We start from the raw sequence: 25,411 nt of genomic DNA, 5'->3' as shown, positions 1-25,411 counted from the left end.
CGTAAGCAGGCCGCCGATGGATGCTTGTCACTCATTCCCCATACAGGCAGGGCGGCTATGAAGCGCATTCAGGTTCTCGACAGCCACACCGGTGGCGAACCGACTCGGCTGGTCATCGATGGTTTTCCTGAGCTCGGGGCTGGCAGCATGGCCGAGCGTCGTCGAGTGCTTGCCGAACAGCATGATCACTGGCGTGCGGCAACCATGCTCGAACCCCGTGGCAACGACGTGTTGGTCGGCGCACTGCTTTGCGAGCCAGTAGACCCAACGGCCTGCGCCGGCGTGATCTTCTTCAACAACAGCGGCTACCTGGGCATGTGCGGCCACGGCACCATCGGCCTGGTGGTGTCGCTGGCGCATCTAGGACGCATCCAGCCCGGCGTTCACCGCATCGAGACGCCGGTGGGTACGGTGCAGGCGACCCTGCATGAAGACCGATCGGTGAGCGTGCGCAACGTCCCCGCCTATCGCTACCGCAAGGCCGTAAGCGTCGAGGTGCCAGGCCTCGGCACGGTGACCGGCGATATCGCCTGGGGTGGTAACTGGTTCTTCCTCATCGCCGAGCACGACCAACGCATCGCCGGCGACAACATCGAGGCGCTCACGGCCTATACTTGGGCGGTGCGCCAGGCCCTGGAAGCACAGGGCGTACGTGGCGAAGACGGCGGCGAAATCGACCATATCGAGCTGTTTGCCGAGCCCGACGAGGCGAGTAGCCAGCCGGGCGTTTCACCGGCAAGCGACGACCGCTCGAGCGCGGCAGCTTCGCCGCAAGCCGACAGTCGTAACTTCGTCCTGTGCCCCGGCAAGGCCTATGACCGTTCGCCCTGCGGTACGGGCACCAGCGCCAAGCTGGCGTGTCTCGCGGCGGACGGCAAGCTGCAACCCGGCGAAACCTGGCGCCAGGCCAGCGTCATCGGCAGCGAATTCACGGCCAGTTACGAGTCGGACGGCGAGCGTATCGTGCCGACCATCCGCGGCCGCGCGCACCTGAGCGCCGAAGCCACCTTGCTGATCGAGGACGACGACCCCTTCGCCTGGGGCATTCATCCGTGAATGCGGATGTGATCATCATTGGCGCCGGCATCATCGGCGCCGCCTGCGCCCACGAACTGGCCGCCAACGGCCTCGATGTGCTGCTATTGGACGCCCAGCGCAGCGGCGCGACGGCGGCCGGCATGGGCCATCTGGTGGTGCTGGATGACAACCCGGCCGAGTTGGCGCTGAGTGACTTTTCGATCCAGCGTTGGCGGGAGTTGGGCCGGGTGATGGACGAAAGCTGCGGCTATCGCAACAACGGTACCCTCTGGCTCGCCGCCAGCGATGACGAAATGGCGGTAGCCGAACACAAACTCAAGACCTTGTCGGAACAGGGCATGAGCTGCGAATTGTTGGGCGGCGCAGCGCTCCGAGCAGCCGAACCCGAACTGCACAGTGGGCTGCATGGCGCCTTGAAAGTCAGCGGCGACGGCATTCTCTATGCGCCCAACGCGGCGCGCTGGCTGATCGCGCAGGGCGGCAAGCGCATCGTTCAGCGGCGGGCGTGCGTGACGGGCCTACAGGGCCAACAGGTCGAGCTGAGCGACGGCAGCCTCCTGCACGCACAGGCAGTGGTGCTGGCCAACGGGATTGACGCGACCGAACTCTGCCCAGAGCTGCCGATCCAGCCGAAGAAAGGCCACCTGCTGATCACCGACCGCTACCCCGGCAAGGTCAGTCACACGCTGGTCGAACTGGGCTATGTCACCAGCGCCCACAACGCCCAAGGGCCATCAGTGGCCTGCAACATTCAGCCGCGCCCGACCGGGCAATTGTTCATCGGCTCTTCGCGGCAGTTCGGCACCCGCGATCCGGAGATCGACAGCTGGATGCTGGCGCGAATGCTCAAGCGCGCCGTCGACTTCATGCCCGGCCTGGCCCGGTTGAACGCCATTCGCAGCTGGACCGGTTTTCGCGCGGCGAGCCCGGATGGCTTGCCGCTGGTGGGTGAGCATCCGCAGCAGCCGGGCCTGTGGCTGGCTGTCGGCCATGAGGGGCTGGGTGTGACCACGGCACCCGGCACGGCCGAATTGCTGGTCGCACAGTTGCTGGGCAGACAGCCCGCACTGGCCATCGAGCCCTACAGCCCAGCGCGCTTTCATCAGTCATCAGACAGGCCATCGACATCTGCCACTGCCGCCTGGAGGCCTGGGTCATGATTGAAATCACGCTCGACGGTCGCGTGCTGCAGGTCGCACCCGGCACCACGGTGGCCGCGGCGCTGTATCTGGGCGGCGACGGTAGCAGCCGCACCTCGGTATCCGGCGAACGCCGCGCGCCGCTGTGCGGCATGGGCATCTGTCAGGAATGTCGGGTCAGTATCGACGGCCAGCGCCGACTGGCCTGCCAGACGCCCTGTCTCGCTGGCATGAATGTGGAAACCCGTCCATGAAATCGCATTACGACATTCTCATTGTCGGCGCCGGCCCTGCCGGAATGTCCGCCGCCCTGGCCGCCGCGCCCAGCGGCGCGAGTGTCGCGATCCTCGACGACAATCCCGTCCCGGGCGGACAGATCTGGCGTGACGGGCCGCAGGCCCAGTTGCCCGCCATGGCTCGGCAGCAGCGACAGGCGTTGGCGGACGCCGCGAATATCGAGCTGTGCAATGGCGTACGGGTGATCGCGGCACCCGGCGACAAACGATTGCTCCTCGAAGATGCGCAACAGGGACATCTCGTCAGCTACGACAAATTGATCCTCTGCACCGGCGCGCGCGAGCTGCTGCTGCCTTTTCCCGGCTGGACGTTGCCCGGCGTGACCGGCGCCGGTGGGCTGCAGGCGCTGATCAAGGGTGGCATGCCAGTGACCACTCAACGCCTGGTGATCGCCGGCAGCGGTCCGCTCCTGCTGGCCAGCGCGGCCACCGCCAAACGTGCCGGCGCGCACTTGCTGCGCATTGCCGAGCAGGCGCCACTGACGGCACTCGCCGGTTTCGTCGCTCGTTTACCACGCTGGCCAGGTAAGGCCCTGCAGGCAATCACGTTGAGCGATGCGCACTATCGCAGTAGCACGCAGGTGCTGGCGGCACTGGGCACCGAGCGCCTGGAAGCGGTACGCCTGAGCCAAAACGGCAAAGTTTCGGAAATCGCCTGCGACCGTCTGGCCTGTGGCTTCGGCCTGATCCCTAACACCGAGCTCGGTCAGGTACTAGGTTGTGCCCTCGCCGAGCGCTCCCTTCGAGTCGACGCCTATCAGGCTACGAGCCTGGCGGATCATTTCGCAGCCGGCGAATGCACCGGCTTCGGCGGCAGCGAACTGGCGCTGGTCGAGGGCAGCATCGCCGGCTACACCGCTATCGGAGATCTCGGGCGGGCCAAGGCGAGATTCGCCGAGCGACAACGCTGGCAGGCCTTTGCCGAGTTGCTGGGGCAAACCTTCCGGCTGAACGAGCGGCTGAAGACGCTGGCCGCTCCCGACACGCTGGTATGCCGCTGCGAGGACGTGCCCTACTCGGCGATGGCCAGCCACGGCAGTTGGGTCGAGGCCAAGCTGGAGAGTCGGTGCGGCATGGGCGCCTGCCAAGGGCGCATCTGCGGTGCAGCCAGCGACTTCCTGTTCGGCTGGCAGCCGCCAAAACCGCGCCAGCCGATCAGTCCGGCGCGCATCGGTACGCTCATGGCCCTGGCCGAAGGCGAACAGACGGACCCGCACCAGACACAGTCCTGAGCCATGCCTACCATTCGCCGGTTGTCGATCGTATCCTCGGGCTTCCCCTGCTCGTAGCGCGCCCGATGCACTCCCTGCTTTCGACCGACACACCCGCGGATCTGCCCACATTGCTGGCCAGCCTGAAGCTGATCGCACCCTTGCTTGACGCCATGCCCGAGGTGGTGTTTTTCATCAAGGACACCGACGCTCGCTACAGCCTGGCCAACCGCACGCTGGCCGAACGCTGCGGGCATCGCGAGCCGAATGCGCTGCTGGGCCTGACCGCCGAGCAGGTTTTCCCCTCCGGCTTCGGTGCTCAATACACCAACCAGGACCGCCGTGTGCTCAGCCAGGGGCTGCGCCTGCAGGATCAACTGGAGCTGCACCTTTACCCGGGCCGGCAGCCGGGCTGGTGCATGACACACAAACTGGCACTACGCGATCCCGACGGCACGATCATCGGTATGGCCGGGGTGTCCATCGACCTTCAGGCGCCTGAGGCCAACAACCCCGCCTACCTCAAGCTCGCCGCAGTGGACGCCCATATCCGTGCAAACCATTTCCGCCCCATCAGGCTGTCGGAGCTGACCACCATCGCCGGACTATCGGTCGCGCAGCTGGAGCGAATGTGCAAACGGATATTCCGCCTCACCCCTCGGCAGATGATCCACAAGGCCCGGCTGGACGCCGCAACCGAGCTGCTTAGCGGAGCGCTGCCCATCACCGAGATAGCCCTGCGTTGCGGTTATACCGATCACAGCGCTTTCAGCCGCCAGTTCCGTGCGCTGACCGGCCTGTCCCCCAGCGCCTATCGAGACGCACTCCCGACCAACCATCGGGCAACTTGGTAACGCGCTGCTCCCATTTGTAGCAGACGAGCCCAGCGTGCATCGTGTCCGCGCAGAATCCGACGAACGGTCGCTTCGCTCCCATGGCTCGAGGCACCCCAGAGCTTTCGGCTCTAGATCGCGCCTTACGGCAAGACTACTGGCTACTTGGTCAGCCCGCCGGTCGCGCTTGGATCGACCGGCACGGCTATTGCTCTGCGGATAACGTATACGAAATCTCGAAACAGCTGCTTGAATCAACTGGACGATCAACCGCATCGACGAGGACTGTATGAAGAAAACCCTAGTTGTGGCCGTTAGCGCTCTGCTTGCCGCCTCCATCACCTCCATTGCCCAGGCCGACAAGCTCGACGACATCATCGGCTCGGGCAAACTGCGCTGCGCCGTTACCCTCGACTTCCCACCCATGGGCTTTCGCGATGAAGGCAACAAGCCCGCTGGCTTCGACGTCGACTATTGCAACGACCTGGCTAAGGTCCTCGGAGTCGATGCGGAAGTGGTTGAAACACCCTTCCCCGATCGAATCCCGGCGCTGGTCTCGGGCCGCGCGGACGTGATCGTCGCCTCCACCTCGGACACCCTGGAGCGCGCCAAGACGGTCGGCATGAGCATTCCGTACTTCGCCTTCAACATGGTGGTGCTGACCCGCGAAGAGACGGGCATCAACGACTACGACGACCTCAAGGGTCGCCCGGTCGGTAACACCAGCGGCACCTTCGAAGCCATCGCGCTGGAGAAGGATGTGAAGAGTTGGGGCGAAGGCAGCTTCCGCGCCTACCAGTCGCAGAACGACACCATTCTCGCGGTCGCGCAGGGCCATGTGGACGCCACGGTGGTCACCAATACCGTCGCCGCTTCCACCATCAAATCGGGCAAATACAAGGGTCTGAAGATCGCCGGTGACGCCCCCTACGTCATCGACTACGTATCGCTGGCCGCCAAGCGCAGCGAGTATGGCCTGGTCAATTACCTGAATCTGTTCGTCAATCAGCAAGTGCGCTCCGGGCGCTATGCCGAGCTATACGAAAAGTGGGTCGGCGGCAAACCGGTGGATCTGACCGTGCCGGGCGTCTACTACTGATCGGCGGATAACGATGCTTCGTCGCGACGCGCTCATCCAACAGCCTGCGCTCAATTTCCGGGGGCGCAGCCTGGTGTCGGGCAGTGCCCAGGCAGCCTGTCTGCATGCGGAGGTGGGCCTGAGTTTCTGGGGCGGCGTTGATCCGTTGAGTGGCGAAGTGATCGACCGTCACCACCCGCTCAACGGTCAGGTCATCGCCGGCCAGGTGTTGGCGATTCCCAGCGGGCGTGGGTCCTGCACCGGCAGCAGTGTCCTGCTGGAGCTCATCCTCAACGGTCATGCACCGGCCGCGCTGGTCTTCGCCGAAGCAGAAGAAATTCTCACCCTCGGCGTACTGGTGGCGCAGCAACTGTTCGACCGTTCGCTTCCGGTGGTGAGCATCGGTTCGCAAGCCTTCGCGGCGCTGCGCGACGCCCGCTACCTGCGCATCGAAAACGGCCGGGTGGAGGGCTTCGCCGAGCTGCCAAAAGATGAATGGACCGCTTCGACGGCTCCCGAATACCCCTTACCGGCAAGCATTACCTTGAACGCGCAGGACCAGGCCATGCTCGCCGGTGAGCATGGCAAGGCCACTCAGGCGGCCATGCAAATCCTGTTGCGCATGGCCGAACTCCAAGGCGCGCGGGAGCTGGTGGATATCACCCAGGCGCATATCGACGGCTGCATCTATACCGGGCCGGCGAGTCTCAGGTTCGCACGGCAGCTGGCCGACTGGGGCGGGCAGGTGAAGGTCCCGACCACCCTCAATTCGATCTCTGTGGATCAGCGCCACTGGCGACAGATGGGCGTCGCCGCCACGTTCGGCGAGCCGGCCAGCCAGTTGGCCGACGCCTATGTCGAAATGGGCGCCAGCGCCAGTTTCACCTGCGCGCCCTATCTGCTCGACAGCGCGCCAAGCGCCGGTGAGCAGGTCGTCTGGGCGGAATCCAATGCCGTGGTGTATGCCAATAGCGTGCTGGGTGCGCGCACGTTGAAGTACCCCGACTTCCTGGATATCTGCATCGCCCTGACCGGCCGCGCGCCGCTGACGGGCTGCCACCTGGCCGATCAGCGCCACGCCACACTGCGTATCGACCTGCCTGCGCTGCAGGATCTGGATGACGCCTTCTACCCGCTGCTGGGCTATCACCTCGGCCTGCTCTGCGGCAGCGACATCCCTGTGATCTGCGGGCTCGAACAACGCGAACCGACGCTCGACGACCTCAAGGCCTTTGGCGCTGCCTTCGCCACCACCTCGGCGGCGCCGATGTTTCATATCGTTGGCGTTACACCGGAAGCGCCATCGGCCGAGGCTGCCCTGGGCGGCCAAGCGCCAGATCGCATCCTGTCGGTCCAACGTGCCGATCTGCTGGCCAGCTGGCGCGAACTGGACAGCGGTGAATTTGCAGATATCGAGTTGATCAGCCTGGGCAATCCGCATTTCTCGTTGAGCGAATTCGCCCGCCTTGCACAGCTGTGCGAAGGCCGGGTGAAACACACCGATGTGGCCGTACTGGTCACCTGCGGTCGTGAGATCCAGCGACAAGCCAGCGAAGCCGGATACCTGCAGACGCTAGAGCGCTTCGGTGTGCAGATCATTACCGACACCTGCTGGTGCATGCTCGAAGAACCGGTCGTGCCGCTGACGGCGCGCACCCTGATGACCAACTCTGGCAAATACGCCCATTACGCACCCGGTCTGGTTGGCCGGCAGGTGCGCTTCGGCAGCCTGGCCGAATGCGTCGATACCGCCTGCAGCGGCCAAACCAGTGGTCGCCTGCCGCGCTGGCTTACCGCTGCCGACATCGAAGGAGTGCACTGAGCGATGTTCGACTACACCTTCCATTGGCGGCCCGCCTTCCGCGCCCTGCCGGATATGCTCGCCGGCGCGGTGGTCACCTTCGAGACCGCCGCGCTGTCGATGATTTTCGGCGTGCTCATCGCACTGGTGCTGACCGCCATGCGCGAGACCCGCAACCCGCTGCTCAAAGGCGTTGGCAGCGCCTGGGTCTCGGTGGCACGCAACACGCCATCGCTGTTCCAGATCTACGCGCTGTATTTCGGCCTCGGCGCCTTCGGTTGGCACATCAGCTCCTGGGCGGCGCTGCTTGCCGGCATCACCTTCAACAACGCCGGTTACCTGGCGGAAAACTTCCGCGGCGGCCTGAAAGCAGTGCCGGATACGCAGATGCGCGCCGCGCGATCGCTGGGCATGAGTGCGTTCCAGGCGTACCGGCTGATCGTCATTCCTCAATTGCTGCGCATCGTCTTCCACCCGCTCTCCAACCAGATGGTCTGGGCCGTGCTGATGACCTCGCTGGGCGTGATCGTCGGCTTGAACAACGACCTCACCGGCGTGACCCAGGACTACAACGTCAAGACCTTCCGCACCTTCGAATATTTTGCCCTGGCCGCCGTGATCTATTACCTGATCGCCAAGCTGATCGTAGGGGTGGCCCGGCTGATGGCCTGGCGGCTGTTCCGCTACTGAGGATCCGAGCATGTTTGATACCAGCCTGACCTCAACCGATCTGCTGTTCCTGCTCAAGGGCGCCGGTGTGACCTTGATGCTGACCTTCTGGGCGATGCTGCTGGGCACCATTGCCGGCATCGTCTTCGGCGTGATTCGCGCGCTGTTTCCCCGGGCAAGTCTGCCGCTGGCCTGGTTCCTGGACATCTTCCGCAGCGTGCCGCTGCTGATCCAGTTCGTCCTGTTCAACGCCCTGAAAAGCATCGTCGGGCTGGACTGGAGCGCCTTCACCGTCGGCTGCGTGGTGCTGGGAATCTACGCCGCGGCTTTTTTCACCGAAGTGGTGCGCGGCGGCGTGCTGGCGGTGCCGGGCAGCTTGCGTCTGGCCAGTCGCTCGCTGGGCCTGACCTATTGGCAGGACCTGCGCTATATCGTCTTGCCGGTCGCGACCCGCGTCGCCTTTCCAGGCTGGGTCAATCTGGTGCTGTCGGTAATGAAGGACACCGCGCTGGTGATGTGGATCGGCATCATCGAGCTGCTACGCGCCTCGCAGACCATTGTCACGCGCATTCAGGAGCCGCTGCTGGTGCTCTGCATCGCGGGACTCATCTACTACGTCATGAGCCTGGTGGTCGCTCGCCTGGGCGCCCGGCTGGAAAAAAGGTGGCAGCAATGATTGAGATCGAAAAGGTGCACAAGTCCTTCGGCGAGCTCGAAGTGATCAAGGGCGTCGACCTGACCGTCAACAAGGGTGAGGTGGTCTCGATCATTGGTGGCTCGGGCTCGGGCAAGTCGACCCTGCTGATGTGCATCAACGGGCTGGAATCGATCAAGAGCGGTTCGATCCGTGTCGATGGCACCGAAGTGCACGCCAAGGGCACCGACATCAACAAGCTGCGGCAGAAGATCGGCATCGTTTTCCAGCAATGGAACGCCTTCCCGCATCTGACGGTGCTGGAAAACGTGATGCTGGCGCCACGCAAGGTACTCGGCAAAAGCCGCGCCGAAGCCGAAGAACTGGCGGTCAAGCAACTCACCCATGTCGGCTTGGCGGACAAGCTGAAGGTATTCCCCAGCAAGCTGTCCGGCGGCCAACAGCAACGCATGGCCATCGCCCGCGCACTGGCCATGTCGCCTGATTACATGCTGTTCGACGAGGCCACTTCGGCCCTGGATCCACAGCTTGTTGGCGAGGTGCTCGACACTATGCGCCTGCTCGCTGAAGACGGCATGACCATGGTGCTGGTAACCCATGAGATGGGCTTTGCTCGCGAGGTGTCCGATCGGGTCGCGTTCTTCCGTGATGGCCTGGTGCACGAGATCGGCCCGCCCGATCAGGTCATTAGCAACCCGCAGAAGCCGGAAACCGCGGCTTTCCTGAAGTCGGTGATTTAGGGGAGATCGCATGCGTTCGAGCAAGGTCATACACGTCGTCAGTTGCCACGCCGAGGGTGAAGTCGGTGACGTCATCATCGGCGGCGTCGCCCCGCCACCGGGCGACACGCTGTGGGAGCAGTCCCGCTGGATCGCTCGTGACGAAACCCTGCGCAACTTCATGCTCAACGAGCCGCGCGGCGGGGTGTTCCGTCACGTCAATCTGCTGGTCCCGCCAAAGAACCCGCGCGCGCAGATGGGCTGGATCATCATGGAGCCGGCCGACACACCTCCGATGTCCGGCTCCAACTCACTGTGTGTCGCCACGGTACTGCTGGACAGCGGCATCCTGCCGATGACCGAGCCGGAAACACGGCTGACGCTCGAAGCGCCGGGCGGGCTGATCGACGTGGTCGCCCAGTGCCGTAACGGCAAGGTCGAGCGGGTCGAGGTGCGGAACGTGCCTTCCTTCGCCGACAAGCTCGACGCCATGCTCGAAGTCGAAGGCCTCGGCACGCTCAAGGTCGACACAGCCTATGGCGGTGACAGTTTCGTGATCGCCGACGCTCAGGCGCTGGGCTTCAGCATCCGTCCCGACGAGGCGGCCGATCTGGTCGCCACGGGGTTGAAAATCACCCGCGCGGCCAACGAGCAGCTCGGTTTCGTCCACCCGAGCAACCCGGATTGGGCGCATATCTCTTTTTGCCAGCTGGCCGCCCCGGTGGTCCGCGAGCAAGGCGTGGCCACCGGTGCAAACGCCGTGGTCATCCAGCCGGGCAAGATCGACCGCTCGCCGACCGGCACCGGTTGTTCGGCGCGCATGGCGGTGCTGCATGCCAAGGGACAGCTGGCCGTGGGCGAGCCCTTCATCGGGCGCTCGATCCTCGGTTCGGAGTTCTATTGCCGCATCGATTCGCTGACCGAGCTGGCCGGCCAGCCAGCGATCTATCCGTGCATCTCGGGACGTGCCTGGATCACCGGCACGCACCAACACATGCTCGACCCGGACGACCCTTGGCCGGAAGGCTATCGGCTCTCCGACACCTGGCCGGGAGCCAAACAGCAGTAGAACAGACGCCCGTTCTTCGGGCGCGACGGAGCAGGGATGCCTTCTTTACACGAAGCGCAACGTATACGAAATACCATAAGACGGGAGACAAACATGAGCAAACGAGTCCACTGGAGCGGGGTCTTCCCCGCCGTTACCACGCAATTTAACGATGACTTTTCCATCAACCTTGAAGAAACCCACAAGGTCATCTCCAACGTCATCCGTGACGGCGTGTCAGGGCTGGTGGTCTGCGGCTCGGTAGGCGAGAACACCTCGCTGAGCACAGAAGAAAAGATCGCCGTCACCGAGGTCGCCGTGGACGCCTCCAAAGGCCGCGTGCCGGTAATTTGCGGCGTGGCCGAATTCACCAGCGTGCAAGCGGCGAAGGTCGCCAATGCGGTGAAGCGGGTCGGCGTCGACGGCGTGATGCTGATGCCGGCGCTGGTCTACGGCTCCAAGCCGTTCGAGACCGCCGAGCACTACCGCTACGTGGCGAAGAATGCCGATGTGCCGCTGATGGTCTACAACAACCCGCCGATCTACAAAAACGACGTCACGCCGGACATCCTCATCTCGCTGTCCGACTGCGACAACGTGGTCTGCTTCAAGGACTCCTCGGGCGACACCCGCCGCTTCATCGATGTGCGCAACGAAGTCGGCGACCGCTTCGTGCTGTTCGCCGGCCTCGATGACGTGGTGCTGGAAAGCATCGCCGTGGGCGCCGAGGGCTGGGTGTCGGGCATGTCGAACGTGTTCCCCAAGGAAGGCGAAACCATTTTCCGACTGGCCAAAGCCGGCCGTTTCGCCGAGGCCATGCCGATCTACGAATGGCTGATGCCGATCCTCCATCTCGACGCCCGTGCCGACCTGGTGCAATGCATCAAGCTCTGCGAAGCCATCGCCGGCCGCGGCAGTGCCCTGACTCGCCCACCACGCCTGGCCCTACCCGATGCTGACCGTCAGTACGTCGAACAGATCATGGCCAAAGCCATGGCCAATCGTCCGACGCTGCCCGACGTAGGCCTGTGAGCCGTTCCGCCCCTGCCGCAACCTGCCTGTGCCGCGCCTGCGGCCAGGCCCCTGACTCGCCATGAGAGGTTTCGCCATGCAACTGAAAAAAGCCCATCTGTTCGCCGTCTTCGGCCTGGCCCTGGCGTGCGCCGGCACCCAGGCCGCCGAGACTTACACGGTGCCAACTTCGGTGCCGGAAGGCAGTTTCTTCTTCGAGAATTTCCTGGTGCGCTTCGCCAAGAACGCTGACCTGCTGACCGATGGCGAGGTGAAGATCCGCCCGGTCGGCGCCGGGGTGATCGTCCCGGCGCTGCAGGTCTTCGAATCGGTACAGAACGGCGTACTCAAGGCTGGGCACTCCACCTCCACTTACCTGGTCAATCAGGACCCGTTGAACAACGTGTTCGCCAGCTACCCGGGCGGCATGTCCGGCGAAGAGACGCTGTCCTGGCTGTACGAGGGCAATGGCTTGAAATACCTGCAGGAATACCGTGAGAAGGAGATGGGCCTGCACTCGATGGTGGTCGGCGTCGGCAGCACCGAGATCCTTGCCCACTCGAACAAGAAGATTCAAAGCCTGGAAGATTTCAAGGGCGTGAAGTACCGCACTGCCGGCGCCTGGGCCGAAGTGGTCAAGCAGGTCGGCGCCTCGCCAACGGTGGTGCCGCCAGGCGAGATCTACACGCTGCTGCAACGCAAGGGCGTGGACGCCATTGAGTGGGCAACGCCGGGCGCCAACCTCACCGAGGGCTTTCACGAGGTCGCGCCCTACATTCTCACGCCGGGCGTGCACCAGCCGTCGTTCGTCTGGGAATTTTTCATGACCACCAAGAGCTGGGACTCGCTGGACAAGGACACCCAGGCCAAGCTCGAAGCGGCGGCCAAGCTGACCACGATGCAGAGCTACTTTCACTTCCTCGACGCCGACATGAAAGCCATGCAGACCTACAAGGACGCCGGCATCGAGATCCTCCGGCTGGATCCGGCAGCGATTGAGGATCTGGCCAAGCGCGGCAATGACCTGGTCACCTCACAGATCGAGGCACGCGCCGCAGGGAAGACTGACGCCAAGGCGATCCTCAAGGACTACCAGGACTACATGAAGCGCTGGTCGGACAACTCGTCCTACCTGTACCGTCACTGAGCAACGCCGCCGGCCGCCCAGTGGCGGCCGGCCTGGAGGTTCAATGAAGCGCAATTGTTTCGACTGGCCGGGCACCGCCCTGCTCTGGGTCGCGGCGGCCATGGCGCTGTTACTGGTGCTGGCGATGATCTTCGAAGTGTTCTCGCGTTACGTGCTGAACGCGCCGACGCTCTGGGCCTTCGACATCTCCTACATGCTCAATGGCGCCATGTTCATTCTCGGCTGCGCCTATGCGCTGAAGATCGACGCCCACGTGCGCATCGACTTTCTCGCCTCGCGGCTCAAGCCGGCCGTGCAGCGCTGGATCAACGGCCTGTTCTACCTGCTGTTGTTCGCCCCCATTCTTGGCGCCCTGACCTGGACGGCCGGCAAACGCACCTGGCACGCCTTCGTCACCGGCGAGGTCGAACACGTCAGCCCCTGGGCACCGCTGATCTGGCCGTTCTACAGCGCTCTGGCCATCGGCCTGGCTGCACTGACCCTGCAGGTGCTGGTCGACGCCTACCGCTACTTCACCGACCAGAAGCAGCCCAGCGGGGGAATGCCCGAATGATGGATTTCATCCCGCTGTTGATGTTCGCGATGCTGTTCGTCTTCATCTTTCTCGGCATTCCGGTTTCGTTTTCGCTGATCACCGTGTCAGCTCTGTTCGGCATGCTGCTGTTCGGCGAAAACATCTTCCAGCAGATGTTCGGCTCGCTGCTGCAGGCCTCGACCAACTTTTCGCTCTCCGCGATCCCGTTGTTCGTGCTGATGGGTGCAATCCTCGAGCGCAGCGGCCTGGCCCGGCGGCTGTACGAGGCGCTGCAGCTCTGGCTCGGCGGCTTTTCCGGTGGCCTGGCGATGTCGACCATGTTGATGTGCGGCATCTTCGCCGCCAGCTCGGGGATCGTCGGCGCAGTTGAAATCGTCGTCGGCATGATGGCCATCCCGGCCATGAGCAAATACCACTACGACCGCTCGCTGATCGCCGGCACCATCTGCGCAGGCGGCTCGCTTGGCACCATTATCCCGCCATCGGTGATCGTCGTGGTGTACGCCTCGATGGCGCAGCTATCGATCGGCCAGCTGTTCGCCGCGACACTGATTCCTGGTGTGCTGATGCTGGCGTTGTTCCTGCTCTACATCGGCGTGCGCTGCTGGATCACACCTTCGCTGGCCCCCGCCGTGCCGGCGATGCAGGCCACGCCGCTGATGGAAAAGCTGGCGATCACGCTCAAGGCGCTGATTCCGCCGTTCCTGCTGATCTTCGCCGTGCTCGGCTCGATGCTTGCCGGGATCGCCTCGCCCACCGAATCCGCCGCGGTCGGTGCGTTCGGTGCGGCCTTGCTGGCGCTGTGCTTTCGCGAATTGAGCGTGGCCCGGCTGATCGAGGCGTTGGTCTCAACCATCACCATCACAGCCATGATCATGCTGATCGTTACCGGCGGCACCATGTTCACCGCGATCTTCGCCGCCAGCGGCGGTGGCTGGATGCTCGCCGATTTCATGGGCGCGATGGACCTGAGCCCTTATTGGCTGATCCTGGCGCTGATGGCCATCGTGCTGATCGCCGGCATGGTGCTGGACTGGATTTCGATCGTGCTGATTTTCGTACCGATCTTCATGCCGTTGGTGAAGCTGGCAGGGATCGATCCGATCTGGTTCGCGGTGATGTTCATGGTAGTGGTGCAAACGGCCTACCTGACGCCGCCGCTGGCTCCGTCGATCTTCTACCTGCGTTCGATCGCGCCGCCGGATATGAGCTACGGTCACATGTACAAGGGCGTTCTGCCGTTCATCGCCATTCAGCTGCTGCTGTTCCTGATCATCCTCGCCGTACCGGGCATCGCCACCTGGCTGCCGAGGCAACTGTTCTGAACCGCTACCCCTTGGGATTCATTTAGAGGAGAAATGCATGGCCCGCTTAACCCTGGATGAAGTACGCGATCTGGCGCAGCGCATCCTGCGCCAGCACGGGTTCGCCGAAGCCTATGTCGAGGCCATCGCCGAAAGCATGGTCGCGGCGGAACGCGACGAGTGCAAATCCCATGGCATCTATCGCCTGCTGGGCTGCATCGCGACGCTGAAAGCCGGCAAGGTAGTTCCCGATGCGGTACCCGAGGTCGTCGATCACGCGCCGTCCGTGGTGCGTGTGGACGCCAGGGGCGGCTTCGCTCAGGTGCCGTTCCAAGCCGGCCTGCCCCTGCTGCTCGACAAGGCGCGGCAACAGGGCATCGCTTTGCTGGCCATCAACCACTGCGTGCATTTCTCGGCGCTCTGGTCGGAAATGGAGACGCTGACCGCAGCCGGGCTGGTGGCCCTGGCCTGTACACCGAGCCACGCCTGGGTCGCGCCTGCCGGTGGCAGCCGACCGGTATTCGGCACCAATCCGATCGCTTTCGGTTGGCCACGCGCCGGAAAGCTTCCGTTCATCTTCGACTTCGCCACCAGCGCCGTGGCGCGCGGCGAGATCGAGCTGCATCGCCGCGCTGACAATCCGATCCCCGAGGGTTGGGGGATAGACGCCCAAGGCAACCCCACCACCGACGCCGCACAGGCACTCAACGGCGCCATGCTGACCTTCGGTGGCCACAAGGGCTCGGCCCTGGCGGCTATGGTCGAGCTGCTCGCCGGTCCGCTGATCGGCGACATGACCAGCCAGGAATCGCTGACCTACGATGCCGGCACCAAATCGGCGCCCTATGGCGGTGAGCTGATCATCGTCATCGACCCCAAGCGAATCCTCGGCGATGCCGCTGATGAGCACCTGGCGCGTGCCGAGACGATGTTCGAGTCCATTCAAGGCCAGGGCGCCCGACTGCCGTCACAGCGGCGCTATGAGGCCCGCAAGCGGACGCTGCGCGATGGCGTGGACATACCCGACGCGCTGCACGCCGACCTCATGGCGTTACTGGAACAACCCGCATAAGCCGGCGCGGGCCACACCGGCGCTCAGGCCGGTGTGGCGCTCACTAGCGGCACTCTGCCGAGGACGACAGCTGCGGACCGGCAATCATCAGGTCGGGAAACTCCATCAGTTGCGCCTGCAGCTGGCGTTGCTCGTCATAGCTTTCGATGGCGCGGCGAAAATGCATGCGACGCTCGTCTTGCTGCTTGCGGCGGGCACGGGCGTCGAGGTTGACGTAGGTTTCGCGGTGCTGGGCCATGCGGGTCTCCCGAGAAAGGTGCTGGGAGGCTCAGCATCGGCGCCATGGGTGACGCTATAAGGTCAGGCTGATGACACTGCGATGACGACCGGTGCGGCGCCAGCCACTCAATCTTCGTGAGGTTTCACCGATTTGGGCGACAGACGCAGGCTGCGCAGGCTGCGCTTGACGCTCTTCAGGTGGTTCACCAAGCTCGGCCCACGGGCCATGGCGACGCCCATCGCCAGCACGTCGATGACTACCAGATGGGCGATGCGTGAGGTCAGCGGCGTGTAGATTTCGGTGTCTTCCTGGACGTCGATGGCCAGGTTGATGGTGGCGAGTTCGGCCAGCGGTGTCTGGCTCGGACAGAGCGTGATCAGCGTGGCGCCGGACTCGCGCACCACATTGGCGGTGATTAGCAGGTCCTTGGAGCGCCCCGACTGGGAAATGCAGATCGCCACGTCGGTGGGCTTCAAGGTGACAGCCGACATCGCCTGCATGTGCGGATCGGAATAGGCCGCCGCGCTGAGCAGCAGGCGAAAGAACTTGTGCTGGGCATCGGTGGCCACCGCGCCGGACGCGCCGAAACCGTAGAACTCCACCCGCTCCGCTTTGGCCATGGCGGCGACCGCACGCTCCAACGCATCGGAGTCGAGCTTTTCGCGCACTTCCATCAGCGTATGCAAGGTGGTGTCGAAGATTTTCAGCGCGAAGTCAGTGACCGAATCATTCTCACTGATGGCGAACTGGCCGAAGCTGGCGCCGGCAGCGAGGCTCTGCGCCAGTTTCAGCTTCAGATCCTGGAAACCCAAGCAACCAATGGCGCGGCAGAAACGCACAATGGTCGGCTCGCTGACCCCCACCACATGGGCCAGGTCGGCCATCGAGCTGTGCATCACGGCGGCTGGATCGAGGAGCACATGGTCGGCCACCTTCAGCTCCGACTTGCGTAGCGAACTTCTCGATTGAGCGATGTGTTGCAGCAGGTTCACGTTCCGGACTCGCTATGATCAATACCTGGCAAGAGGGGTCGAACGCTGCGGGTGCGCTCGCATCCATTCTTGCCGGCTGGGTGTAGTGGGCTTGTAGTTATACTACAAGCCTTGCAGCATCGCCCACCTTTGAGTCTGTCCACCTTCTAGGAGTGACGCTGTGTCTATTTCCTGCGACATGCTGGTATTTGGCGGTACCGGCGATCTGGCGCTACACAAACTCATCCCTGCGCTCTACCACCTGCACCGTGAAAAGCGATTGCACGACGACGTGCGCATCCTCGCGATCTCCCGTCAGGACATCGACCGCAACACCTATCTGAGCCTGGCCGAGCGTCATTGCCGCGCGGAAATCGCACGCACCGATTTCGAGGCCGACGTCTGGCAAGCGTTCAGCCGACGGCTCGACTACTTCGCCATGGACGCGTCCCAGCGAGGCGAATTCATCGGCCTCGCGCATCACCTCGGTCAAGCCGAGGGACGCGTGCGGGTACATTACCTGGCCACCGCGCCAAGGCTGTTCGAGCCCATTGCCTCCAATCTGGAAAGCGCGGGTCTTGCTGGGGAAGACGCGCGCATCGTGTTGGAAAAGCCAATCGGCCATTCGCTGGATTCCGCGCTGGAAATCAACGAGGCGATCGGCGCGGTGTTTCCCGAATCGCGGATCTACCGGATCGATCATTATCTGGGCAAGGAAACCGTACAGAACCTTATGGCGCTGCGCTTCGCCAACGCGTTGTTCGAGCCGATCTGGCGCAGCGGCCATATCGACCATGTGCAGATTACCGTGGCCGAAACTCTCGGCGTCGAGAACCGCGGCAGCTACTACGACCACGCCGGCGCCATGCGCGACATGCTGCAGAATCATCTGCTACAGCTGCTCTGCCTGGTTGCGATGGAGGCGCCGGTGCGGTTCGATGCCAAGTCGATACGTGGCGAGAAGGTAAAGATTCTCGAAGCCCTCAAGCCGATCACCAGCGACGACGTGCAGGACAAGACCGTGCGCGGGCAATACGGCGCCGGGCGCATCGGCGGCCACGATGTGCAGGCCTATTACTTCGAAAACGATGTCGACAACGACAGCGACACCGAGACCTTCGTCGCGGTGAAGGCCGAGATCGACAACTGGCGCTGGGCCGGCGTGCCCTTCTATCTACGCACCGGCAAACGCATGGCGCGCAAGCGCTCGGAGATCATCATCACCTTCAAGCAGGTGCCGCACATGCTCTTCACCAAGGGCGAGGTGAACCGCCTGGTGATCAGCCTGCAACCCGAAGAAAGCATCAGCCTGCAGGTGATGGCCAAGGCACCAGGCAAGGGCATGCAACTGGAGCCCGTCGAGCTGGACCTCAACCTCGCCAATGCCTTCAGCAAGACCCGCCGCTGGGAGGCTTACGAGCGGCTGCTGCTGGATGTCATCGAAGGCGACTCGACGCTGTTCATGCGCCGCGACGAAGTGGAAGCCGCCTGGAATTGGGTCGATCCGATCCTGCGTGGCTGGCACAGCCACTACCGCAAACCGAGGCCCTATCCGGCCGGCACCGACGGCCCGGACCAGGCGCACCAGTTGATCGAGCACCAAGGCCGGCAGTGGTGGCGTTGAGGCACCTTTCCGGGCGCGCCATCAGCGGCGCCCGGAACAGTTGCAGCACGCGGCACAGAGCGGCTTGCGGCTTATCGAGATAACTAACTCAGCCGCCGCCCATCAACTACCAGAACAACTTGATCGAACCCGCTCAATTCAATTCGCCACAAAAATTTCATTGAACGCGACGAAGTCGTCAATCTTCCCGGAACATATCGCCGATATTCGCGCTGAATATCTCTGGGCGAACACGATAGTGCAGCGGCCGAATCTCGAGCGTTTCGCAGCGCAACTTCCGTTACATCTCTTCCGGCCTGCATCGGTGCCAGACGGCGGCACCAGCGGCGGCATGGATTTTCGCTACAGCCCTTGATTTCGCTGGCTTACACGGAAACTCTCGGCGGCCGCAGGATACCCACTGAAAGCAGGCCAGCGGGGCCCGAAATGCACGTTGATTCTTCAGCTCAACTCACAGAAGATATCTGCCGTGATATTTAGCCGAATTCGGCTCGCACTCCTCGGCCTCGTCAAAAAGTTCAGATTGCTCGATAAGCGGCGAACTTCCGCCATATCAACGACGAATCCAGGCCAATGAAAGGCAGCTCGGGTTGAGATTAAATTTTTGATGTGTTTATTCTAATAAAGGATTCAATCAACAACCCCAAAGGATTTGTTTTGAGTGTTCCTACCGTAACGCTCCGTCGCCCAACCGACGGCGACGGTTCTGCCCTCCATGATCTGGTAGCACGCTGCCAGCCTCTGGATACCAACTCGGTGTACTGCAACCTGCTGCAGTGTTCCGACTTCGCCGACACCTCCATCGCGGCCGAAAACGCAAACGGCCAGTTGGTAGGTTTCATTTCCGGTTATCGCCCTCCCGCTCGCCCCGACACGCTGTTCGTCTGGCAAGTCGCGGTAGACGCTTCGATGCGGGGCCAGGGTCTGGCACTGCGCATGCTGATGGCCCTGGTCACTCGGGTCGCCAGAGAACAGGGCGTCCGTCACCTGGAAACGACCATCTCGCCTGACAACGGCGCCTCGCAGGCGTTGTTCAAGAAGGCTTTCGCTCAACTGGAGACCGACTACAGCACTCGCACGCTGTTCTCTCGGGCCAAGCACTTCGCCGGGCAACACGAAGACGAAGAGCTTTATCGGGCGGGTCCGTTCGACGCCACCGACTCCAGACAACGAATCAAAGGAAACCCTATGCAAACGTTCGAACTGCACGAATCCGGTGTCCGTAGTTATTGCCGCTCCTTCCCCGTGGTCTTCAAGCAGGCCCGCGGCGCAGAACTGATCACCCGTGAAGGCAAGCACTACATCGACTTCCTCGCCGGCGCCGGCACGCTCAACTACGGGCACAACCATCCGGTACTGAAGCAGGCGCTGCTCGATTACATCGCCGCCGATGGCATCACCCACGGCCTGGACATGTATTCCGATGCGAAGGAGCGCTTCCTGTCGACCTTCGATCGGCTGATCCTCAAGCCGCGCAACATGGACTACGTCATGCAGTTCACCGGCCCGACCGGCACCAACGCGGTCGAGGCCGCGCTGAAGCTGGCGCGCAAGGTGACCGGCCGCAACAACGTGATCAGCTTCACCAACGGCTTCCACGGTTGCAGCATCGGCGCCCTCGCGGCGACCGGCAACAAGCATCACCGTGGCGCTGCCGGCGTTCCGCTGACCGACGTCAGCCGCATGCCGTACGCCAATTACTTCGGCGAGAAGGTCAACACCATCGGCATGATGGACAAGCTGCTTACAGACCCTTCCAGCGGCATCGACAAACCCGCCGCGGTGATCGTCGAAGTGGTCCAGGGCGAAGGCGGCCTCAACGCCGCGTCGGCCGAGTGGATCCGCAAGCTGGAAAAACTCTGCCGCAAGCACGAGATGCTGCTGATCATCGACGACATCCAGGCCGGCTGCGGGCGTACCGGTAGCTTCTTCAGCTTCGAAGAGATGGGCATCAAGCCGGACATGATCACGCTGTCCAAGTCCCTTTCGGGCTTCGGTCTGCCGTTCGCCATGGTGCTGCTGCGCAAGGAGCTGGACCAGTGGAAGCCGGGCGAGCACAACGGCACCTTCCGCGGCAACAACCACGCCTTCGTTACCGCTGCTGCGGCCATCGAGCACTTCTGGAGCGATGACCAGTTCGCCAAGAGCGTTCAGGCCAAGGGCAAGCGCATCGCCGACGGCATGCACAAGATCGTGCGCCGCTACGGCCCTGATTCGCTGTTCGTCAAAGGCCGCGGCATGATGATCGGCATCAGCTGCCCGGACGGCGAAACCGCCGCCGCCATCTGCCGCCACGCTTTCGAAAACGGCCTGGTGATCGAAACCAGCGGCGCCCACAGCGAAGTGGTCAAGTGCCTCTGCCCGCTGATCATCAGCGAAGAGCAGATCGACAAGGCCATGAGCATTCTGGACAAGGCGTTTGCCGCCGTGATGTCCGAACAGGACAACAATCAGGCTGCCTCTTAAGGAATCGAAAATATGATCGTACGTACCCTGGCTGACTGCGAGCAGTCCAACCGCAAGATCAAGACCGAGACTTGGGACAGCACCCGCATGTTGCTCAAGGATGACAAGATGGGCTTCTCGTTCCACATCACCACCATCTATGCCAACACCGAAACGCATATCCACTACCAGAACCATCTGGAGTCGGTGTATTGCATCAGCGGTAACGGTGAGGTCGAAACCATCGCCGACGGCAAGATCTACAAGATCGAGCCCGGCACCCTGTACATCCTCGACAAGCACGACGAGCACCTACTGCGCGGCGGCAGCGAGGACATGAAGATGGCCTGCGTTTTCAACCCGCCACTCAATGGCAAGGAAGTACACGACGAGAGCGGTGTCTATCCGCTTGAGGCCGAAACCGTTTGAGCGGGCAGCGGGGCGGGCTGAGCCCGCCCCGCTGCCTCCCGAAGGCATCGAAAGGAGAGCTAACGTGAACCCCGCACAAGCCGACCTGTACCCTTCACGCCAGCAAGACGAGCCCAGCTGGCAGGAGCGTCTGGATCCGGTTGTCTACCGCAACGACCTGGCCAATGCGCCCCTCTCGCCGGAGCAGATCGAGCGCTACGAGCGTGACGGCTATCTGGTCGTCCCCAATCTGTTCAGCGCTGAAGAAGTCGCAGTCTTTCGCGAAGAACTCGAACGCATGCGTCTGGACCCGGCGGTCGCCGAGTCCGGCAAGACCATCAAGGAACCCGACAGCGGCGCGATTCGCTCGGTGTTCGCCATCCACAAGGACAACCCGCTGTTCGCCCGGATCGCCGCAGACGAGCGCACGGCCGGCATCGCCAGTTTCATTCTTGGCGGTGACCTTTATGTCCACCAGTCGCGGATGAACTTCAAGCCGGGCTTCACCGGTAAGGAGTTCTACTGGCATTCGGATTTCGAGACCTGGCACATCGAAGACGGCCTGCCGCGCATGCGCACGCTGAGCTGCTCGATCCTGCTGACCGACAACGAGCCGCACAACGGTCCGCTGATGCTGGTACCGGGATCGCACAAGCACTACATCCGCTGTGTTGGCGCGACGCCGGAGAACCACTACGAGAAGTCGCTGCGCAAGCAGGAGTTCGGTGTACCGGACCACGACAGCCTGACCCGTCTCGCGGACCGTTATGGCATCGACACCGCCACCGGCCCGGCAGGCAGCGTAGTGTTCTTCGACTGCAACACCATGCACGGCTCGAACAGCAACATCACACCCAGTGCGCGCAGCAATCTGTTCTACGTCTACAACCACGTGGATAATGCCGCGCAGGCCCCGTTCTGTGGGCTTTCGCCCCGTCCGGAGTTTGTCGCCGAACGCGAGCGTTTCGAGCCGTTGCACATCCAGAAACAGAAGTATCTCTGACATCCAGGCGGTTAGAAACGTCAGCGAGGCAGCCAAGACAAGGCAGGAATCGCTGAGAAAAGGACCGGGCTCGCGCTCGGGTTTAGAGCTGTAAATGGACATTTCGAAGCGATTCCTAACGCCGTATTGGCGCGGCCGGCTAGGCAACGCAGGTAGTTTTTAACGGCTGGATCTCATCAGGCCCGACTATGGGTCTGATCTTTGTTGGCGGCCAGATGGCGGCCCAGGGATGAAAATTCACCCCCAAGACGGGAAGTTGAATCGATGCATACCGTAGAAAAAATCGGCGGCACATCCATGAGCCGCTTCGACGAGCTGCTGAACAATATCTTCATCGGCGGGCGCGAAGGCGATGCGCTCTATCAGCGCGTCTTCGTCGTCTCGGCCTACAGCGGCATGACCAATCTGCTGCTGGAACACAAGAAAACCGGCGAGCCGGGTGTCTACCAACGCTTCGCCGATGCTCGCAGCGAAGGGGCCTGGCTCGACGCGCTGGAAACCATCCGCGAGCGCATGGTCGGCAAGAACGCCGAACTGTTCGCCAGCGAATTCGAGCTGCGTGCCGCCAACCAGTTCATCAACTCGCGCATCGACGATGCCCGCGAATGCATGAGCAGCCTGCAGCGCCTGTGCGCCTATGGTCATTTCCAGCTCGACGAGCATCTGATGAAGGTCCGCGAGATGCTCGCCTCCCTCGGCGAAGCGCACTCAGCCTTCAATTCTGTATTGGCGCTCAAGCACCGCGGCGTCAACGCCAAGATGGTCGATCTGACCGGCTGGCATCGCGATGCACCGCTGCCGTTCGAAGAGATGGTGCGCCACAGCTTCGCCGAGGTGGACCTGTCTCGCGAACTGGTAGTCGCCACCGGCTATACGCACTGCAGCGAAGGGCTGATGAACACCTTCGATCGCGGCTACAGCGAGATCACCTTTGCGCAGATAGCCGCCGCTACCGGAGCCCGCGAGGCGATCATCCACAAGGAATTCCACCTCTCCAGTGCCGACCCGAACCTGGTCGGTGCCGACAAGGTGGTCACCATCGGCCGTACCAACTACGACGTGGCCGACCAGCTGTCGAACCTCGGCATGGAGGCGATTCACCCGCGTGCGGCCAAGACGCTGCGCCGCGCCGGCATCGAACTGCGCATCAAGAATGCCTTCGAGCCGGACCATGCCGGTACGCTGATCAGCCAGGACTACAAGAGCGAGCGGCCCTGCGTGGAAATCATTGCCGGGCGCAAGGACGTCTTCGGCATCGAGGTGTTCGACCAGGACATGCTCGGCGACGTCGGTTATGACATCGAGATCAGCAAGTTGCTCAAGCAGCTGCGCCTCTACGTGGTCAACAAGGACTCCGACGCCAACAGCATCACCTACTACGCCTCCGGCTCGCGCAAGCTGATCAACCGCGCCGCGCGGCTGATCGAGGAAAAGTACCCGGCTGCTGAGGTTACGGTACACAACGTTGCCATCGTCTCGGCGATCGGTTCCGACCTCAAGGTCAAGGGCATCCTCGCCAAAACCGTCGCGGCCCTGGCCGGTGCCGGCATCAGCATCCAGGCGGTGCACCAGTCGATTCGTCAGGTGGAGATGCAGTGCGTGGTCAACGAGGAAGACTACGACGACGCGGTCGCTGCGCTGCACCGCGCACTGATCGAGCCGGAAAACCACGGCGACGTGATCGCCGCTGCATAGCGCACCGCGACAGCACGCCACGAACCGCCGGACCCGGCTCTGCTAGGTCCGGCGGTTTGCTGTCTGCCAGTCGAGCGCGTCGGACATTGTGCGGCGCCGATACCAAGCGGCGAAGAACACCAGTGCCAACAGCAACTCGGCCAGGTCGCCGCCGTAATACATCAGCTGGGCAGCGGCCTCGATCTGCGCCAGATCGTGTGCCGAGTCACGTGGAAAGCCGTAGGCGTACATCAACTTGCCGAGCACGGCATGAGCGGCGATGGCAACGAACAGCACCCCTAACCGCAGCCACATACCAGGCCGATGGGGCGCGGGATCCGGCCCGGCAATCGACCAGCTGAACAGGTAGCCGGCCAGGACGAAATGCAGCTGCAGCCAGACATGCAGCAGTGGCTGATTGAAGCTCAGCTGATACAGCGGCGTCAGATACAGCACATAGAGCCCGCCGATATTCAATAGCAGCGCCGTAACCGGATGGCTCATGCAGCGCACCAGCGGGCTACCCGCAATATCGGTGAGACGCCGTGCGGTGACCACCGGCACGCTACGCAACAATAGCGTACCGGGCGCACCGAGCATCAACGCGATGGGTGCGAACATGCCCAGCAACAGGTGTTGAGCCATGTGCCCGCGTAGGTCGGCATGGCCCCATTCGACCATGGGTGGCGACAATGCCAGCACCAGCAAACCACAGCCAAACGAAAAACTTACCAGCCGCCAGCAGTGCCAGGCCTTGCGACGTCTGCGCTGCGCACGCACACCGAGCACATAGGCGAACCACAGGCTCAGGGTGAGTAAGACCAGCAGGAAGGTTCCGGCCAGCGTCAGCAGATGGGCCTGGTGAGACATCGCCTATCCGCCCCGCAGTGGCACGGCTCGGCCGGGCCCGAGCTGTCGCGAGATGATGAAGCCAATCACCAGAAGCACGACACCGAAGCCGTTCCAGGCCAGGTCATAGAGCCAGAGCTCATCGACATAACGCACCTGATGCAGGCGCAACAGCTTGTGGTTGACGATGCCGTCGAACAGCTGAAACCCGCCGGCACCGAACAACAGCCCGGCCCATGCGGCCCGCTGCGACACGGATCGCTGACGGCTCAGGCGCATGAACAGATAGGCGCCTGCCGCCAGCATGAGCAACTCGGCGGCGTGAAGCAGCCCATCGGATAGCAGCGCGATGGCAAGCGTGGATCGGTCGAAGAAATGGTGCCAGGCAAGAAGTTGATGAAAGACGATCTCGTCGACCGCCGCCATCAAACCGATCCCGCAGAAGATCGTCGAGATCAGGCTACCTCTGGCATCGACGGGGGTGTCGCTCACGATGGCCTCCGGGAGTTGACGGTTGGTTTGCATGCAACTCGGTACGCTCGATCAAGCCCTTTAGTGAGTGACTGGGCGCGGCTACAGGAGTTCGCCACTCACTTGATCCAACCGGGCGAAACGCAGCTGCCAGTTCAGTAGAATCCACCTACTTTTCTTGTTGATATAC

General features: G+C 62.8%; 26 protein-coding genes and 1 pseudogene. 23 read left to right on the top strand and 4 right to left on the bottom strand.

All coding sequences use genetic code 11. The features are described from left to right. Positions 1–57 precede the first annotated feature (57 nt). The 16 genes from MCB86_RS04025 (at position 58) to MCB86_RS03950 (ending at position 15,556) form a co-directional block, all read left to right on the top strand. On the top strand, positions 58–1,056 hold the full coding sequence (locus tag MCB86_RS04025; RefSeq protein ID WP_045160197.1) for a proline racemase family protein: 999 nt from the start codon (positions 58–60) through the stop codon (positions 1,054–1,056). Beyond that, positions 1,053–2,198 (top strand): FAD-binding oxidoreductase, encoded by a 1,146-nt coding sequence (locus MCB86_RS04020; RefSeq protein ID WP_045160196.1) that lies wholly within the window; start codon positions 1,053–1,055, stop codon positions 2,196–2,198. Before MCB86_RS04025 ends, MCB86_RS04020 begins: the two co-directional genes overlap by 4 nt. Continuing rightward, positions 2,195–2,431 carry a (2Fe-2S)-binding protein gene (locus tag MCB86_RS04015; RefSeq protein ID WP_045160195.1) on the top strand — a complete coding sequence of 79 codons (237 nt, stop codon included), beginning with the start codon at positions 2,195–2,197 and terminating at the stop codon, positions 2,429–2,431. Before MCB86_RS04020 ends, MCB86_RS04015 begins: the two co-directional genes overlap by 4 nt. Next, on the top strand, positions 2,428–3,705 hold the full coding sequence (locus MCB86_RS04010; protein WP_045160194.1) for an FAD/NAD(P)-binding oxidoreductase: 1,278 nt from the start codon (positions 2,428–2,430) through the stop codon (positions 3,703–3,705). Before MCB86_RS04015 ends, MCB86_RS04010 begins: the two co-directional genes overlap by 4 nt. Positions 3,706–3,770: 65 nt before the next feature. Continuing rightward, complete coding sequence (locus tag MCB86_RS04005; RefSeq protein WP_045160193.1) at positions 3,771–4,538, top strand: AraC family transcriptional regulator; 768 nt, start codon at positions 3,771–3,773, stop codon at positions 4,536–4,538. Between the two features lie 268 nt (positions 4,539–4,806). Next, positions 4,807–5,616: a transporter substrate-binding domain-containing protein gene (locus MCB86_RS04000; RefSeq protein WP_045160192.1), complete on the top strand. Its 810-nt coding sequence runs from the start codon at positions 4,807–4,809 to the stop codon at positions 5,614–5,616. Positions 5,617–5,629: 13 nt separating this feature from the next. Continuing rightward, on the top strand, positions 5,630–7,417 hold the full coding sequence (locus MCB86_RS03995) for an aconitase family protein (protein WP_045160191.1): 1,788 nt from the start codon (positions 5,630–5,632) through the stop codon (positions 7,415–7,417). A 3-nt stretch (positions 7,418–7,420) separates the two neighbouring features. Next, the gene (locus MCB86_RS03990; protein WP_045160190.1) at positions 7,421–8,086 is read left to right on the top strand and encodes an amino acid ABC transporter permease; all 666 of its coding nucleotides are present in this window, start codon (positions 7,421–7,423) and stop codon (positions 8,084–8,086) included. 10 nt (positions 8,087–8,096) lie between these two features. Beyond that, positions 8,097–8,741, top strand: coding sequence for an amino acid ABC transporter permease (locus MCB86_RS03985; RefSeq protein ID WP_045160189.1), 645 nt, complete (start codon positions 8,097–8,099; stop codon positions 8,739–8,741). Continuing rightward, positions 8,738–9,460, top strand: coding sequence for an amino acid ABC transporter ATP-binding protein (locus tag MCB86_RS03980; RefSeq protein WP_045160188.1), 723 nt, complete (start codon positions 8,738–8,740; stop codon positions 9,458–9,460). Before MCB86_RS03985 ends, MCB86_RS03980 begins: the two co-directional genes overlap by 4 nt. A 10-nt stretch (positions 9,461–9,470) precedes the next feature. Next, a complete protein-coding gene (locus MCB86_RS03975; protein WP_239609935.1) occupies positions 9,471–10,508 on the top strand; it encodes a proline racemase family protein in 1,038 nt (345 codons plus the stop codon). A gap of 93 nt (positions 10,509–10,601) precedes the next feature. Further along, positions 10,602–11,519 carry a dihydrodipicolinate synthase family protein gene (locus MCB86_RS03970; protein ID WP_239609934.1) on the top strand — a complete coding sequence of 306 codons (918 nt, stop codon included), beginning with the start codon at positions 10,602–10,604 and terminating at the stop codon, positions 11,517–11,519. A 76-nt stretch (positions 11,520–11,595) separates the two neighbouring features. Further along, positions 11,596–12,645 (top strand): TRAP transporter substrate-binding protein DctP, encoded by a 1,050-nt coding sequence (dctP, locus tag MCB86_RS03965; protein WP_045160185.1) that lies wholly within the window; start codon positions 11,596–11,598, stop codon positions 12,643–12,645. A 43-nt stretch (positions 12,646–12,688) separates the two neighbouring features. Then, positions 12,689–13,198, top strand: coding sequence for a TRAP transporter small permease (locus tag MCB86_RS03960; protein ID WP_045160184.1), 510 nt, complete (start codon positions 12,689–12,691; stop codon positions 13,196–13,198). Further along, the gene (locus MCB86_RS03955) at positions 13,195–14,505 is read left to right on the top strand and encodes a TRAP transporter large permease subunit (RefSeq protein ID WP_045160183.1); all 1,311 of its coding nucleotides are present in this window, start codon (positions 13,195–13,197) and stop codon (positions 14,503–14,505) included. Before MCB86_RS03960 ends, MCB86_RS03955 begins: the two co-directional genes overlap by 4 nt. Positions 14,506–14,542: 37 nt before the next feature. Beyond that, positions 14,543–15,556 (top strand): Ldh family oxidoreductase, encoded by a 1,014-nt coding sequence (locus tag MCB86_RS03950; RefSeq protein ID WP_239609932.1) that lies wholly within the window; start codon positions 14,543–14,545, stop codon positions 15,554–15,556. Positions 15,557–15,599: 43 nt separating this feature from the next. On the opposite strand, the gene MCB86_RS03945 is transcribed toward MCB86_RS03950, so the two are convergent. Together MCB86_RS03945 and hexR are read right to left on the bottom strand one after the other, a co-directional pair. Further along, positions 15,600–15,794, bottom strand: coding sequence for a hypothetical protein (locus MCB86_RS03945; RefSeq protein WP_045160180.1), 195 nt, complete (start codon positions 15,792–15,794; stop codon positions 15,600–15,602). Positions 15,795–15,901: 107 nt separating this feature from the next. Continuing rightward, positions 15,902–16,768, bottom strand: a complete 867-nt coding sequence (gene hexR, locus MCB86_RS03940) for a transcriptional regulator HexR (protein ID WP_045160179.1) — start codon at positions 16,766–16,768, stop codon at positions 15,902–15,904. Positions 16,769–16,928: 160 nt separating this feature from the next. Here hexR and zwf point away from each other — a divergent pair, with 160 nt between their 5' ends. The 7 genes and pseudogenes from zwf to MCB86_RS03905 all read left to right on the top strand — a co-directional run bounded on the left by zwf (position 16,929) and on the right by MCB86_RS03905 (position 23,922). Then, positions 16,929–18,371, top strand: a complete 1,443-nt coding sequence (gene zwf, locus MCB86_RS03935; RefSeq protein ID WP_045160178.1) for a glucose-6-phosphate dehydrogenase — start codon at positions 16,929–16,931, stop codon at positions 18,369–18,371. A 64-nt stretch (positions 18,372–18,435) separates the two neighbouring features. Beyond that, positions 18,436–18,726, top strand: a complete 291-nt coding sequence (locus MCB86_RS03930; protein ID WP_155397581.1) for a hypothetical protein — start codon at positions 18,436–18,438, stop codon at positions 18,724–18,726. 254 nt (positions 18,727–18,980) lie between these two features. Continuing rightward, positions 18,981–19,460, top strand: a pseudogene (ectA, locus tag MCB86_RS03925) (diaminobutyrate acetyltransferase); the annotation flags it as partial. 99 nt (positions 19,461–19,559) lie between these two features. Next, complete coding sequence (gene ectB / locus MCB86_RS03920) at positions 19,560–20,837, top strand: diaminobutyrate--2-oxoglutarate transaminase (RefSeq protein ID WP_045160339.1); 1,278 nt, start codon at positions 19,560–19,562, stop codon at positions 20,835–20,837. A 12-nt stretch (positions 20,838–20,849) separates the two neighbouring features. After that, entirely contained in the window at positions 20,850–21,245 is a 396-nt protein-coding gene (locus tag MCB86_RS03915) for an ectoine synthase (RefSeq protein WP_045160177.1), read from the top strand. A gap of 64 nt (positions 21,246–21,309) precedes the next feature. Then, the gene (gene thpD / locus MCB86_RS03910; RefSeq protein ID WP_045160176.1) at positions 21,310–22,227 is read left to right on the top strand and encodes an ectoine hydroxylase; all 918 of its coding nucleotides are present in this window, start codon (positions 21,310–21,312) and stop codon (positions 22,225–22,227) included. A 264-nt stretch (positions 22,228–22,491) separates the two neighbouring features. Next, positions 22,492–23,922, top strand: a complete 1,431-nt coding sequence (locus MCB86_RS03905; protein ID WP_239609929.1) for an aspartate kinase — start codon at positions 22,492–22,494, stop codon at positions 23,920–23,922. Between the two features lie 42 nt (positions 23,923–23,964). Here MCB86_RS03905 and MCB86_RS03900 read toward each other — a convergent pair whose 3' ends face one another. Continuing rightward, the gene (locus MCB86_RS03900; protein ID WP_239609926.1) at positions 23,965–24,771 is read right to left on the bottom strand and encodes a cytochrome c oxidase assembly protein; all 807 of its coding nucleotides are present in this window, start codon (positions 24,769–24,771) and stop codon (positions 23,965–23,967) included. A gap of 3 nt (positions 24,772–24,774) precedes the next feature. Continuing rightward, a complete protein-coding gene (locus tag MCB86_RS03895; protein WP_045160337.1) occupies positions 24,775–25,242 on the bottom strand; it encodes a DUF2243 domain-containing protein in 468 nt (155 codons plus the stop codon). Positions 25,243–25,411 lie beyond the last annotated feature (169 nt).

This window comes from Pseudomonas sp. KSR10, from assembly GCF_022355455.1.
Lineage (GTDB): Bacteria > Pseudomonadota > Gammaproteobacteria > Pseudomonadales > Pseudomonadaceae > Stutzerimonas > Stutzerimonas stutzeri_E.
The sequence above is the reverse complement of the archived record's forward strand: the minus strand, read 5'-3'. Positions and strand labels throughout refer to the sequence as shown.

Excerpts from the sequence above, each read along its gene's own strand:
- MCB86_RS03990 (WP_045160190.1), top strand. The coding sequence starts at position 7,421 with ATGTTCGACTACACCTTCCATTGGCGGCCCGCCTTCCGCGCCCTGCCG.
- MCB86_RS03960 (WP_045160184.1), top strand. The coding sequence starts at position 12,689 with ATGAAGCGCAATTGTTTCGACTGGCCGGGCACCGCCCTGCTCTGGGTC.
- MCB86_RS03970 (WP_239609934.1), top strand. The coding sequence starts at position 10,602 with ATGAGCAAACGAGTCCACTGGAGCGGGGTCTTCCCCGCCGTTACCACG.
- MCB86_RS03955 (WP_045160183.1), top strand. The coding sequence starts at position 13,195 with ATGATGGATTTCATCCCGCTGTTGATGTTCGCGATGCTGTTCGTCTTC.
- MCB86_RS03975 (WP_239609935.1), top strand. The coding sequence starts at position 9,471 with ATGCGTTCGAGCAAGGTCATACACGTCGTCAGTTGCCACGCCGAGGGT.
- MCB86_RS04010 (WP_045160194.1), top strand. The coding sequence starts at position 2,428 with ATGAAATCGCATTACGACATTCTCATTGTCGGCGCCGGCCCTGCCGGA.
- MCB86_RS03980 (WP_045160188.1), top strand. The coding sequence starts at position 8,738 with ATGATTGAGATCGAAAAGGTGCACAAGTCCTTCGGCGAGCTCGAAGTG.
- ectB (WP_045160339.1), top strand. The coding sequence starts at position 19,560 with ATGCAAACGTTCGAACTGCACGAATCCGGTGTCCGTAGTTATTGCCGC.
- MCB86_RS03945 (WP_045160180.1), bottom strand. The coding sequence starts at position 15,794 with ATGGCCCAGCACCGCGAAACCTACGTCAACCTCGACGCCCGTGCCCGC.
- MCB86_RS03995 (WP_045160191.1), top strand. The coding sequence starts at position 5,630 with ATGCTTCGTCGCGACGCGCTCATCCAACAGCCTGCGCTCAATTTCCGG.
- MCB86_RS04005 (WP_045160193.1), top strand. The coding sequence starts at position 3,771 with ATGCACTCCCTGCTTTCGACCGACACACCCGCGGATCTGCCCACATTG.
- dctP (WP_045160185.1), top strand. The coding sequence starts at position 11,596 with ATGCAACTGAAAAAAGCCCATCTGTTCGCCGTCTTCGGCCTGGCCCTG.
- MCB86_RS03905 (WP_239609929.1), top strand. The coding sequence starts at position 22,492 with ATGCATACCGTAGAAAAAATCGGCGGCACATCCATGAGCCGCTTCGAC.
- MCB86_RS03985 (WP_045160189.1), top strand. The coding sequence starts at position 8,097 with ATGTTTGATACCAGCCTGACCTCAACCGATCTGCTGTTCCTGCTCAAG.
- MCB86_RS04015 (WP_045160195.1), top strand. The coding sequence starts at position 2,195 with ATGATTGAAATCACGCTCGACGGTCGCGTGCTGCAGGTCGCACCCGGC.
- MCB86_RS03950 (WP_239609932.1), top strand. The coding sequence starts at position 14,543 with ATGGCCCGCTTAACCCTGGATGAAGTACGCGATCTGGCGCAGCGCATC.
- MCB86_RS03915 (WP_045160177.1), top strand. The coding sequence starts at position 20,850 with ATGATCGTACGTACCCTGGCTGACTGCGAGCAGTCCAACCGCAAGATC.
- MCB86_RS04000 (WP_045160192.1), top strand. The coding sequence starts at position 4,807 with ATGAAGAAAACCCTAGTTGTGGCCGTTAGCGCTCTGCTTGCCGCCTCC.
- MCB86_RS03900 (WP_239609926.1), bottom strand. The coding sequence starts at position 24,771 with ATGTCTCACCAGGCCCATCTGCTGACGCTGGCCGGAACCTTCCTGCTG.
- MCB86_RS04025 (WP_045160197.1), top strand. The coding sequence starts at position 58 with ATGAAGCGCATTCAGGTTCTCGACAGCCACACCGGTGGCGAACCGACT.